Below are 12,185 nucleotides of genomic sequence, written 5' to 3'. Positions count from 1 at the left end.
AACCGGGGCGGCTCCCAAGGCTGTGCCGCCCGGACGATTCCGTGGAAAGCAGGAACCCTGTGATGACCTACACCGAGGCCTCGATGGACGCCCTGCGCCGGGGCGGCGACGAACTGGCCGACGCCACCGTCGCCACCCTCTTCGCACGCGGGGAGGTGGGCACGTTCAACACCTTGATGCGGTACGTCTCCACCGCGGGTGCTCCCCTGCCGGAGGGGCTGCCGGACGTCGCACGCGAGTACCTGGAGGCGACCCGGACCCCGCCGGCCTGGGTGGACTGGGAGGAGATGGAGCGGGCCCGGCTGTTCTTCATCGACAACAACGTGCACATCTCCACCGCGCTGTCCTTCGCCTCCATGCCCGCCTGCTACGTCGTCCCGCACGTGGCGAAGCTGTTGTCGGCCGCGCACGGGCTGAAGTACCCCTCCAAACGGATGGCGGAGACCGGGCAGTTCACCGTCTACCTGATGCGGCCCGACGCCTTCGAGGCCGGCAGCCGGTTCATCCCGGCGGCCCAGAAGGTCCGCCTCCTGCACGCGTCCGTCCGCCACCACCTCGCACGCGAGGGCCGGTGGGACACCGACGCGCTCGGAACGCCGATCTGCCAGGAGGACATGATCGGCGGGCAGCTGTTCTTCTCGCTGCTCGTGCTGGACAGCCTGCACCGCCTGGGGATCCACATGTCGGTGGAGGGCGCGGAGGCCTACTACTACGCCTGGCGGGTCGTCGGCGCCATGCTCGGCGTCGACCAGGAGGCCGTCCCCAAGACGCTCGACGAGGCCCGCGCGTACCTCGACCTGTACATGGTCCGGCACATGGGGCCCTCGCCGGAGGGTGTGCTGCTGACCGGGCAGCTCATCGACCTCTACGAGGAGGTGGTGCCCGGAACCCTTCTCGATCCGGTCGTCTCCGCTCTCATCCGCTACCTCGTCGGAGACACCTGCGCCGACTGGCTCGCGGTTCCGCGCACGCGGTGGAGCGCCGTCGTCAGGACCCTGCCCCACCTGCTCGGCGTACTGGAGACCATCGAGGACCGCTCCCCGCTGGGTGCCTGGGCGCTGGACCGGCTCGGCCACCTCACCTCGGTCTTCGAGCTGTCCTCCCTCACCCGCGGACGCGTCATGCACTACGCCATCCCGGAACAGCTCAAGAAGGAGTACGGCGTCTCCAGCACGGTGCCCCGCACCCGCCGCTGGACGCCGCCGGCCGCCACGGTCAGTGGCTGAGCGCTGTGCCCGGGGCGGCGGGTCCGCGCGGGCCGGGATACGCCTCCGGGGGTGGCTCGTGCCACCCCCGGAGCGTCGGCCCGCTCTCAGGTCTGCGGACGTCTGCCGTGGTTCGCGCTGTTCTTGCGGCGGGCCTTCTTCTTGCGGCGTCGCTTCGAGGACATGGATATCTCCTTGATCTGCCGTTCTGCCTCAGTATCCAACGGAATGCGGTCCGCTGCGATCGCTGTGCCCCTACCCACAGAAACGGTGCCAAACATCCGGTGTGTCCTCGGCGGGCCGGCCGGTCAGGAGAGGGGCGGCCGCCACTCGAACATGAGGATCGTCGCATCGTCCCGCAGCCCCGTGCTGCCGGAGTCCAGGATCGCGTGGATGAGCCGGCGCAGTGTCTCCGGTGCCAGCTCACCGGCCGCCGTGGCCCGCACGACGTAGTCGACGAAGCGCTCCAGGCCGAACTCGGTGCCGTTGCGCATGCGGGACTCCGTCGCCCCGTCGGTGTACATCAGTACGCGGTCCCCGGGCTCCAGCGAGATGCGGTGCACCTGGGGAGCGGCAGGGCTCAACGTGGACAGCAGGCCCATCGGTGGTTCCGGTTCGCGTTCCATCGCGCCCGGCACCAGTGTCTGCCCCCGGATCAGCAGCGGGGCGGGGTGTCCGCAGTTGCTCCACCGCAGCACCCCGCCGGCCAGGTCCAGCTGGAGCAGCACGCCGGTACAGAACTGGTCGGGCAGCCAGGTGGCCAGTGCCGTATCGACGCTCTCGACGAGTTGCGGCAGGTCGGCACCGGTACGGCGCGCGTTGCGGCAGGTGGCGAGGGAGACGGCCGTGGTGAGACCGGAGGCGAGATTGTGCCCCATGGAATCGAGGATCGCGGCGTGCAGGGTCGTCTCGGTCAGCGCGTGGTCGAACGCGTCCCCGCCGATCTCGTAGGCGGGCTCCAGCACCGCGGTCGAGACGACCGATGCCGTGCCGATGGTCCGGGGCGGCAGGAACGCCCGCAGCATCTCGGCCGGCAGCTGCATCGGTTCGGTCCGGGTGCGCCGCACGAAGCTGTCCTTGTAGGAGCGCTTCGAAGTGATCATCATGGCGAGCAGCGAGGCCAGCGTGTGGGCGCGGCGCAGGGTGACCGGGTCCAGGCCGGGAGAGTGCACGGCGACGACCCCGAGCCGTTCCGCCCCGTCCAGCAGCGGCAGCCAGGCGATCAGTTCCCCGTCGCCTGAGTCCTCGACCCGCAGGGATTGCGTCCGGTAGGCCCAGCCCGCCAGGGAATCGTCGATGGGGAGCTGCGAGGTGCTGAGGGTCAACGGGACCAGCAGGCGCTGCTGGAGGTCGGCGAGATAGATCACGGACTGCCGCAGCCCCAGCGCCTCCGAGCAGCGCACCGCGGCGGTGGCCAGGTCCAGCGTCGAGTTGGCCGGATCGGCGAGGAACTCGCCCAGCAGACCGTCAGCGGCCTCGGAGGTCCACACGTCAGCTCCCTTCGCCGCGATCCGGGACGGCCCGCGTCCCGCACAGCCCGCGGACGCGGGCGATGCGCCGCGTCCACGATTCTGGTGGGACATCCCCCGGGCCGCACACGCGGCGCCGCTGTTCGGAGGAGCGGGTGCGCCGCTCTCCCGGGCGCCCGGGAGAGTCATCTGGGCGCGTGCCGGTCCGCCTCGACCGGTCGCGTACCTTGGCGGTTGTTCTCGCGGAGTCCGGCCGTCACCGACCGGGGCAGTCCTGACCAGGGCGGTTCTGACAGCCCGATGCGGTGGACGAGACCTGGATGCCGCCGTACGGGCGGCAGCCGCGAGACCTGAGTCGAGATCGGAGCGCACGATGAAGGCAGTCCGTTTCAGCCGGTTCGGAGGCCCGGAGGTCCTGGAGATCGTGGATCTCCCCGATCCGCATCCGGGTCCCGGACAGGTCCGGATCGCCGTGCGCGCGGCCGGGATCAACGCCAGCGACTGGAAGAAGCGCCAGGGGCTGATGGATCAGGAGCTCCCGCAGACCATGGGCTACGAGGCGGCGGGCATCGTCGACGAGCTCGGTGCGGGCGTCGCGGACGTGGCCGTCGGTGACCGCGTGTTCGGCTTCTCCACCGACGGGGTGGCCCAGGCGGAGCTGGCGGTGCTGTCCTCCTGCGCGCCGGTCCCGCCGTCGCTCGGCTTCGCCGCTGCCGCCGCGCTGCCGGCCGCGGTCGAGACGGCCACGCGTGCGCTCGACCAGCTCGGTGTGGGGGAGGGGACCGCGGGTGCAGGACGAGGCCGCGAACCCGGGGACGGCGGCACGCTGCTCATCAGCGGCGCGTCCGGAAGCGTCGGCAGCGCCGCGGTACAGCTCGCCGTGGTGCGCGGCGCACGCGTGATCGGCACCGCCAGTCCGGCCAACCACGCGTACCTCCGCTCGCTGGGGGCCGAGCCGGTCGCCTACGGCGAGGGCCTTGCAGAGCGGGTCCGGGCGCTCGCGCCGGACGGCGTCGATCTCGCGCTCGACGTGGCCGGCAGCGGTGTCCTGCCCGAGCTGATCGAGCTGGCGGGCGGCGCCGGGAACGTGGTGACGCTCGCGGACTTCGTGGGCGCGCGGGAGCACGGGGTGCGCTTCAGCAGCGGGGACGCCGGACGCGCGCTGCACGCGCTCGGCGGGATCGGCGAGCTGATCGAGTCCGGGCGCTTCGCACTCCCGGTCGCGGAGACCTTCCCGCTCACCGAGGTCGCGGAGGCGCACCGGGCCGGGGAGCGCGGCCACGCGCGCGGAAAGCTCGTGCTGCTGGTCGACGGCCCGGCGCCCGGGGCCGAGTGACGCACCCCTGACCGGCCGGCGTCGCCGGGCAGCCCGACGACGCCGGCACGCGGCCGCCCGGGAACTCGCGGCCGCGCGGTCAGGCCCCTTCGAACACGGCTCGGGTGCGGGTGACGACGGCACACTTCCCGGCCGCCCAGCGCAGTGCCATCGCGTGGTCCTCGGCGGAGAAGTCGGCCACCGCGTCGGCCACCACGAAGGCCTGGACGTCCTGCATCCAGGCGTCGCACGCGGTCATCAGGACGCCGATGTGGGCGTAGACGCCGGTGATGACGATCTGGTCCCGGCCCTGTTCGCGCAGCCGCTCCAGCAGGTCGGTGCGCACGAAGCCGCTGTACTTCCACTTGGTGAGCACCGCGTCGTCCTCGTCGGGTGCGATGTCGTCCGCGATGGCGGCGGCGTGCGGGTCGCCGGGCAGGCCAGGACCCCAGAAGTCCTGCTGAAGGCCGCGCTCGTCGGGGCTCTGCCCGCCGGGCTGCGCGGTGTACAGCACCGGTACGCCGATCCGCTTCGCCTGCTTCCTCAACTGGGCCACATGCGAGAGCAGTTCGGGAACCGGTGCGGACCGGCGGTCGTAGGCCGACAGGAAGTAGTTCTGCAGATCGTGGACGAGGAGTACCGCACGCGCGGGATCGACGGTCCACTCGACCCGGTTGGCGGGCAGCTCCTCTGCGCGCGGCATGGGGTAGGGGGCGATGGCGGGCAGGGCCATGGTGCTGGGTTCCGTTCAGGTGTCGGGGGAGGGCAGCCGGGCGTCGGGCAGGGGGTCAGACGGCCGGGGCGGCGGCCGCGGCGGTCCGCAGGTCCTTCTTGGAGATCTTCCCGACGCCGGTCTGCGGGAACGTCTCCACGAACTCGACGCGGTCCGGCACCTTGTACGCGGCCAGGCCCCGTTCCCGTACGAACCGTTTGATGTCCACCGGCTTCACCGGGCCCTCGCCGGGGTGGAGGATCACGTACGCGCAGACGCGTTCGCCCAGATACGGGTCGGGCTCGGCCACCACATTGGCGTCGTGCACCGACGGGTGGGCGAGGAGGTGGTTCTCCACCTCCTCGGCGGCGATCTTCTCACCGCCCCGGTTGATCTGGTCCTTGGCGCGTCCCTCGACGACGAGGTGCCCGCTCCCGGTGACGCGGACCACGTCGCCCGTGCGGTAGAAGCCGTCCTCGGTGAACGAGCGGGCGTTGTGCCCGGGCGCCCGCCAGTAGCCGCGGATCGTGTAGGGCCCCCGCGTCAGCAGGTGACCGGTCTCGCCCGGGGCGACCTCGCGGTCCTCGTCGTCCACGACCAGGATCTCGTCGTCCGGCGAGATGGGCCGCCCCTGTGTGGTGACGATCGTCTCGACCGGGTCGTCCAGCCGGGTGTAGTTGACCAGGCCCTCGGCCATCCCGAAGACCTGCTGCAGGGTGCAGCCGAGCGCCGGGCGGACCCGCCGTGCCGCCTCCTCGCTGAACTTGGCGCCACCCACCAGCAGGACGGCCAGGCTGCTGAGGTCGTGCGGGGTGTTGGTGGCCGCCCGGGTCCACAGCAGGGCGAGCGGAGGGACCAGACCGGTGATGGTGACCTTCTCCCGTTCGATCAGTGGGAAGGCGGCCTCGGGGGAGGGCCGGGGGCACAGCACCACGCACCCGCCGGCGTAGAGAGTGCCGAGCGAACCGGGCGAGGACAGCGGGAAGTTGTGGGCCGCGGGCAGCGCGCAGAGGTAGACGCTCGTCTCATCGACGCCGCAGATCTCGTTGGAGCCGCGCAGCGAGTAGATGTAGTCGTCGTGGGTGCGCGGAATCAGCTTCGGTACGCCGGTGCTGCCGCCGGAGAGCTGGAGGAAGGCCAGGTCGTCCGGGCGCGGGGCGCCGTAGCCGACCGGATTCTCCGCGACGTCGGCCAGCGCCTCGAACTCGCCGGGGTCGCCGGCCGCGACGAACACGTGCCGCAGCGTCCCGGCTCCGGCACGGGCCTTCGCCGCCAGCCGGCGGTAGTCGTAGCCCTCGTGCTCGGCCGGGATGACGTACGCGACCGCCTCGGTGAACTCACAGAAGTACGAGATCTCCGTCTCGCGGTGGGCCGGCAGGGCGAAGACGGGCAGTGCGCCGATCCGGAACAGAGCGAAGACGACCTCGAAGAACTCCGCGATATTGGGCAGTTGCACCACCACCCGGTCGCCCTTGGTGATGTCGCGGGCGAGGAGTCCCGCGGCCAGCCGGTCGGCGCGCCGGTCCAGTTCCCCGTAGCTCCAGCGCTTTCCGGCGACCGGATCGACCACGGCGATCCGGTCCGGGTGCGCGTCCGCGCGCTCCCGGAGCATGGAGCCGAACGTCTCTCCGCGCCACCAGCCGGCCCGCCGGTACCGCTCGGCGAAATCGGCCGGCCAGGTGGGTGCGTCGTGCGGGCTCACAGCTCGGCCCCCACAGCGCTGAGGAAGGTACGGAACTTGGCCGCCGTCTCGGCGGTCTCCGCCTCCGGCTCGGACGCGGCCACGATGCCGGCGCCCGCGTAGAGGCGCAGCGTGCGCTCCTCGGCCTCGGCGCACCGGATCGTGACGACCCACTCGCCATCGCCGCCGGTGTCGCCCCAGCCCACCACCCCGGTGAAGAATCCGCGGTCGAACGGCTCCGTCTCCGCAATGACCTGACGGGCCGTCGCGGTGGGTGTGCCGCACACCGCGGGTGTCGGGTGCAGGGCGCAGGCGAGGGAGAGGGCCGAGGTGTCGGGGGAGGAGAGCGTGCCGGTCACAGTGGTGGACAGGTGCCACATGGTGGCGGTGCGGATCAGGGTCGGCCGGGCCGGGACGGTCAGCTCGGCGCAGTGCGGGGCGAGGGCCTGGTGGACGGCGTCCACGACGACGGCGTGTTCGTGCAGGTCCTTCACGGACTCCAGCAGGGTGGCGGCGCGGCGGACGTCCTCGGCCAGGTCGCTGCTGCGGGGGGTGGACCCGGCGAGCGGGTTGGCGACGACCTGCTGTCCGTGCCGGGAGACCAGCAGTTCGGGACTGGCGCCGATGAGGGTGCGGTCCTTGCCGGTGGGCAGCGCGAAGGTGTAGCCGACCGGGTCGCGGCGGGCCAGCCGCTGGAGCATCGCGGGCAGGTCCAGCGGTGCGGAGGAGGTGAGTTCGAGGGTGCGGGCGAGCACCACCTTGCTGAATTCCCCGCGCCACATGCGCTCCACCGCGGCGGCGACGCCCGCCCCGTAGACCTCGGGTGCCGGCACCGGGCGTATCCGCCAGTCCGCGGAGCCGGAGACGCCGACGGGCAGGGCGATCAGCGGGTCGGAGGCGAGCGGCGGCGCGATCCGCAGCTCCGCCGGCACGCCGAGGGCGGCCGGTGACTCGTGGTCGAAGGGGACGGCGCCGATGACCACCGGTGATTCCTGCCCGGCCGCACGGGCCTCGGCGAGGGTCGCGGTCACCCGCTCGTCGAGCGGCCGTCTGTCGTGCGGCACGGGGCGCGTCGCACCGGATGCGAGCAGGGTGCGGCCGGGGGTGGCGAGGAAACGGTCACCGTGCCGGTAGCCGTCCAGCAGCGAGGTGGCCGCGCCTACGGCCGGGTGGGCCGGATCGGCCGGGGGTACGTGCGTGGCGACCTGGGATGCCGTCGGCACAGGGACTCCATTCTCGATGTTCCGTCAGTGGTGGGGGGTTCGTACGGGCTTGGCGCGGTTCAGCGCAGGGTCGCGCCGCCGTCCACGTACAGCTCCTGCAGGGTGATGTGGCGGGCGCGGTCCGAGGCGAGGAACGCGACGGCGTCGGCGATGTCCTCGGGGGCGGCGATCCGGCCGAGTGGTATGCCGGTCCGGTAGGTGGCCGGGTCCCCGTCGATGACCCGCTGCTCCGCGCCGGAGTCGGTCCACAGGGCGCGTTGCATGGCGGTGTCGGTGGACCCGGGTGCGACGACGTTGCAGCGGACGCCGCTGCGGGCGAGTTCGAGGCCCAGACATCGGGTGAACATGGCGGCCGCCGCTTTCGACGCGGCGTAGGCCGCCATGCCGGTGCGAGGAATTCCGGCGGCGTTGGAACCGACCGTGATGACACAGCCGTTGCCCCGGCCGGCCATCAGCACTGCGACGGTCTGGGAGACGTGGAAGACGCCGGTCGTGTTCACCGCGAACGTCTCCGACCAGTCCTCGGCGCGGAGTTCGGTGGCGGGGCCGGTGCGCAGGATGCCCGCGACGTTCACGAGTACGTCCACGGGGCCGAGTTCACGCTCGACACGAGCCACGGTGCGCTCCACGGAAGGCCGGTCGGTGACGTCCATGGCGTAAGGCTCCAGCCGGCCCGCCGAGCGTTCGTTCCCCGGGCTCTTGGCCTGGAGCCGATTCCACCGCACGGCCAGGGCGTCGATGCCGTCCTGTGCACGGTCGGTAGCGGCCACCCGGGCGCCGAGGGTGGCGAGCAGCTCCGCGACGGCTGCCCCGATGCCTTGTGCGGCACCGGTCACCAGGACAGTACGGCCATCGAACTCGCCGTTTCTGCCCGGTATGCGCTCAAACATGAGCAACCTCCTACGGGGTAGTTAGGTAAGGGTAACCTAACTTATTCTGCCGATCGGCGCGAGGAGGTCGATGCGTGCCGGTGCGTGCGGAAGTGACGGTCAGTCATAAAAGCGCGCCGTACCCAAGGGGACTCGGTGCCGGAATCGCGTTCGGGTGTTCGGCGTCAATGGGTTAGGTTAGCCTTGCCTGGCCTTGAGCGGGAGAGGGGGCGGTCATGTGCGCGGAACCGTCGAGGGTGACGTGCGAGGGCCTTCTCCGCCGGCATCGGCGTGAGTGGCCCGAGCGGCCGCGCGGGCCGGTGGGCTTGCCCGTGAATCCGGCCGAACGGCCGACGGTGCAGCCGAGTTCTCCCGTGAACGCCACGACCGGGTGCGCGCCTACGTGCCGCTCCGTGACGTGGCCCCGCACGATCATCGCCGCCGACGCGCACCGCGCGGTCGGCGCCCGTCCCGCAGGAGCCGCCCGATGAACCAGCCCTTGTCACCCGAACGCGTCCGCGCGGATGTCGCGGAACTGCTCGACTGCGACCCCGCCGAGATCGCACCCGAGGGAAATCTGGTCGACCTGGGCCTGGACTCGATGCGGATCATGGCCCTGGTCGAGCGCTGGCGTGCCGCGGGGGCGTCCTCCCTGGAGTTCCCCGATCTCGCGGAGCAGCCCGAACTCGCCCACTGGACAGCTCTGCTGACGGGCCGTACGGCATGAGCGCCGCGACAGACCACCGGCACCGTCACCTGGACCGGATCGAGGAGGTCCGGACGGGCCGGCACGCGGAGAAGGTGGGCTACCCGATCGGTATCCGGGCGACCGAGGTCGTTCGCACCGCCATGGTCGGCACCGGCCTGCTGCGGGTGACCCTGGGCGGGGCGGGCGCCGCGGGGTTCGAGGCCCACGCGCCCGACGAGCATGTGAAGCTGATCTTCCCGGATCCGGACGGCACGCTGCGACTGCCCGAGCGGAACGGGGCGATGCTGCGCTGGCCCCGGCCGGCACTCGTCTCGCGCGAGTACACCGTGCGCCGCTACGACCCGGTCGCACGGGAGATCGACATCGACATCGCTCCGCACGACGGCGGACTCGCCTCGGACTGGGCGCACGCGGCCCGGCCGGGCGACGTCATGCATCTCGCGGGGCCGCCCGGCGGGCTGATCGTCCCGGACTCATACGACCGGTATCTGCTGGCCGGTGACATCACGGCCCTGCCCGCGATCGCGCGCCGGCTGGAGGAGTTCCCGAGGAGCGCGAAGGGCTGGGCGTTCATCGAAGTCGCCGATGCGGCACAGGAGATCGAACTGTCGGCGCCCGAGGGCTTCGAGGTGCGCTGGCTGCACCGCGGCGGCCTGCCGGCCGGAACGGGCGACGCGCTGGTGCGGGCCGTGACCGGGGTGTCCGTGCCGGAGGGGGAGCGGGCGTACGTGTGGGTCGCGGGCGAGGCGGGCCAGATCAAGCCGCTGCGCCGCTGGGTCCGAGACGAGTTGCGGCTGGCGAAGGCCGACCACGACATCACCGGTTACTGGAAGCGCGGCGTGGCCGACTTCGACGAGGACGAGCACTGACTGACTGACCGACCGGCCGCGCGGGCGTGACGCCTGTCGCCCGGTTGCTCTGCCCAAAGATCATCAACTAAGGTAAGCCTTACCTAAGTAGCAAGGAGTCTCGCATGTCCATACGCAGATCGTCCGGCCTCGTCGGCGCGGTGTCGCTGGCCCTCCTCCTGACCGCGTGCGGGTCCTCATCGGACGGGGGCTCCGATACCTCGAAGGGGAGCGGGACCCGGGTGTTCGCCGCGGACAACGGCAAGATCACCATCCCGGCCCACCCGAAGCGGGTCGTCGCCACCGGCTACGCCGTGCCCGCCATGATCGAGGCGGACGCCCCCCTGGTCGGGATCTCCTCGTGGCAGCGCGGCGAGCCGATGATGACCAAGGAGGACCTCGCCACGTACAAGAAGCTCCCCAAGGTGGCGGGCGAGCAGGCGGCCGAGACCAACTACGAGGCCGTGGCCGAGGCCGAGCCCGACCTGATCATCATCGGGGTCCCCGCCCCAGTGCTGGGCGACATCGACATCAAGCGCCTGGAGTCGATCGCCCCGGTCGTGGCGATCGGCCCGACCGTTCCCTCCGCATGGCGCGAACTGTCCCGCAAGCAGTCCGACGCCGCGGACGCGCTCAAGCAGTTCGACGTGGCGAAGAACGCGTACGAGAAGAAGGCCGCCGCGCTGGCCGCCAGGTACAAGGACGTACTGCCCCAGCTCAAGCTGGGCCACGTCGGCGCGTACGGTGACACCGCCAAGGGCACCTTCCAGCGCGAGTTCGACGGCTCGTGGGGCACCAACATCGCGGACGACATCGGCGCGAAGTACTACGGCAAGGTCAAGAAGTCGGGGCCGGGCTCCCAGTCGGTCAGCGAGTACCCATCCATCGAGGAACTCCCGGCCGCGTTCCGTGAGGCCGACGTCATGACGTACTCGGTCAACGCCGACGGCAGCGTCCCCAAGCCCGTCCAGTACGTCCTGGACTCCAAGCTCTGGAAGAACCTCCCCGCGGTCAAGGCCGGGAAGGCCTTCCCGTTCCGCTACACCGAGGCCGCGACCTACGGGGAAGCCATGAAGACCCTGGACGCGATCGACAAGTCGCTCGCTCCGCTGCTGAACCGGTGACCGTCGCGGGCCGCGCGTACCGGGCGGCGAGATCCGGGCGGGCCGTGCCGCAGATCGGCCTGCTCGCCGGCGGACTGGCGCTGCTGGCCGCGGTCGCCGTACTCAGCATGGGCATCGGGGCCCGCCACGTTCCGCCCGCCGAAGTCGTGCGGGCCCTGCTGGACTTCCGGGGCACCGACGACGACCACGTGATCGTGCGGGACATCCGGGCGCCGCGCGCACTGCTGGCCGTCGCGGTGGGCGCCGCGCTCGCGGTGTCCGGCGCGCTGATCCAGACGCTGGCCCGCAACCCGCTGGCCGAGCCCGGCATCCTCGGGGTCACCGCGGGCGCCGGGTTCGCCGTCACCGTCGGCTCCGCGCTCGGCCTGGCCACCGGTCAGGCGGGCGAACTCGGCTTCGCGATCGCCGGATCCGTACTCGCGGCGCTGCTGGTCGCCGCGGTCGGGCAGCGCTCACCGCTGCGCCTGGTGCTCACCGGCGTCGCCCTGACCGCGGTGCTGGGCGGTGTCGCGCTGGGCATGCGGCTGATGCTCCCGAACACCTTCGACAGCTACCGGTTCTGGTCGGTCGGCTCGCTCGCCGGGCGCGAACAGGTGCCCCTGGCACTGCCGTTGACCGCGATGGGCGTGTCCCTGCTCGGTGCGCTGCTGCTCAGCCGGGCGCTCAACGCCCTGACGCTCGGCGAGAGCGTGGCGCACACCCTCGGCGCCGGCGTCGGCCGGGTACGGGCCGTGGCCCTGGTGCTGATCACCGTGCTCAGCGGGGCGGCCACCGCGGTGGCCGGTCCCATCCTCTTCGTCGGACTGATCGTGCCGCACCTGGTCCGCAGGCCGGCGGGGGGCTCGGTGCCCTGGCTGATCCTCTACACGATGGTGCTGGGCCCGATCCTGCTGCTCGTCGCCGACATCTGCGCACGGGTCCTGCTGCCCACCGGCGAGGTACCGGTGGCCATCGTGACCGCCTTCCTCGGCGGCCCCATGCTGATCTGGGCCGTTCGCCGCTACGGGGCGGGGTCACTGTGAACGCGCTC

At 71.8% G+C, this 12,185-nt stretch carries 12 protein-coding genes; 6 read left to right on the top strand and 6 right to left on the bottom strand.

The window, feature by feature from the left end:
• Nucleotides 1–62: 62 nt before the first annotated feature.
• Nucleotides 63–1,226, top strand: a complete 1,164-nt coding sequence (locus OG892_RS03425; protein ID WP_371628417.1) for an oxygenase MpaB family protein — start codon at nt 63–65, stop codon at nt 1,224–1,226.
• Nucleotides 1,227–1,312: 86 nt separating this feature from the next.
• Here the strand turns inward: OG892_RS03425 and OG892_RS03420 are convergent, their stop codons facing one another.
• Nucleotides 1,313–1,429, bottom strand: coding sequence for a 50S ribosomal protein bL37 (locus tag OG892_RS03420; protein ID WP_371628416.1), 117 nt, complete (start codon nt 1,427–1,429; stop codon nt 1,313–1,315).
• Between the two features lie 84 nt (nt 1,430–1,513).
• Nucleotides 1,514–2,695 (bottom strand): PP2C family protein-serine/threonine phosphatase, encoded by a 1,182-nt coding sequence (locus OG892_RS03415; protein WP_371628415.1) that lies wholly within the window; start codon nt 2,693–2,695, stop codon nt 1,514–1,516.
• A gap of 352 nt (nt 2,696–3,047) precedes the next feature.
• Between OG892_RS03415 and OG892_RS03410 the strand changes: the two genes are divergently transcribed.
• Nucleotides 3,048–4,010, top strand: coding sequence for an NADP-dependent oxidoreductase (locus OG892_RS03410; RefSeq protein ID WP_371628414.1), 963 nt, complete (start codon nt 3,048–3,050; stop codon nt 4,008–4,010).
• Between the two features lie 79 nt (nt 4,011–4,089).
• Here the strand turns inward: OG892_RS03410 and OG892_RS03405 are convergent, their stop codons facing one another.
• From OG892_RS03405 to OG892_RS03390, 4 genes are read right to left on the bottom strand one after another with little or no spacing between them, the layout of a single operon-like run.
• Nucleotides 4,090–4,722: an isochorismatase family protein gene (locus OG892_RS03405; protein ID WP_328697739.1), complete on the bottom strand. Its 633-nt coding sequence runs from the start codon at nt 4,720–4,722 to the stop codon at nt 4,090–4,092.
• 55 nt (nt 4,723–4,777) lie between these two features.
• A complete protein-coding gene (locus OG892_RS03400; protein ID WP_328697740.1) occupies nt 4,778–6,403 on the bottom strand; it encodes a (2,3-dihydroxybenzoyl)adenylate synthase in 1,626 nt (541 codons plus the stop codon).
• Complete coding sequence (gene dhbC, locus OG892_RS03395; RefSeq protein WP_328697741.1) at nt 6,400–7,605, bottom strand: isochorismate synthase DhbC; 1,206 nt, start codon at nt 7,603–7,605, stop codon at nt 6,400–6,402. The genes OG892_RS03400 and dhbC overlap by 4 nt, the downstream gene beginning before the upstream one ends.
• Before the next feature lie 59 nt (nt 7,606–7,664).
• Nucleotides 7,665–8,495 (bottom strand): 2,3-dihydro-2,3-dihydroxybenzoate dehydrogenase, encoded by an 831-nt coding sequence (locus tag OG892_RS03390; protein ID WP_328697742.1) that lies wholly within the window; start codon nt 8,493–8,495, stop codon nt 7,665–7,667.
• A gap of 466 nt (nt 8,496–8,961) precedes the next feature.
• Between OG892_RS03390 and OG892_RS03385 the strand changes: the two genes are divergently transcribed.
• From OG892_RS03385 to OG892_RS03370, 4 genes are all read left to right on the top strand, one after another.
• The gene (locus tag OG892_RS03385) at nt 8,962–9,201 is read left to right on the top strand and encodes a phosphopantetheine-binding protein (protein ID WP_371628413.1); all 240 of its coding nucleotides are present in this window, start codon (nt 8,962–8,964) and stop codon (nt 9,199–9,201) included.
• On the top strand, nt 9,198–10,052 hold the full coding sequence (locus tag OG892_RS03380) for a siderophore-interacting protein (RefSeq protein WP_371628412.1): 855 nt from the start codon (nt 9,198–9,200) through the stop codon (nt 10,050–10,052). The genes OG892_RS03385 and OG892_RS03380 overlap by 4 nt, the downstream gene beginning before the upstream one ends.
• A 104-nt stretch (nt 10,053–10,156) precedes the next feature.
• Nucleotides 10,157–11,155, top strand: coding sequence for an ABC transporter substrate-binding protein (locus tag OG892_RS03375; protein WP_328697745.1), 999 nt, complete (start codon nt 10,157–10,159; stop codon nt 11,153–11,155).
• Nucleotides 11,152–12,177 carry a FecCD family ABC transporter permease gene (locus OG892_RS03370; RefSeq protein ID WP_371628411.1) on the top strand — a complete coding sequence of 342 codons (1,026 nt, stop codon included), beginning with the start codon at nt 11,152–11,154 and terminating at the stop codon, nt 12,175–12,177. The genes OG892_RS03375 and OG892_RS03370 overlap by 4 nt, the downstream gene beginning before the upstream one ends.
• Nucleotides 12,178–12,185 lie beyond the last annotated feature (8 nt).

Source organism: Streptomyces sp. NBC_00341, assembly GCF_041435055.1.
Taxonomy (GTDB): domain Bacteria; phylum Actinomycetota; class Actinomycetes; order Streptomycetales; family Streptomycetaceae; genus Streptomyces.
This window is presented reverse-complemented; position numbering and strand designations above follow the sequence as displayed.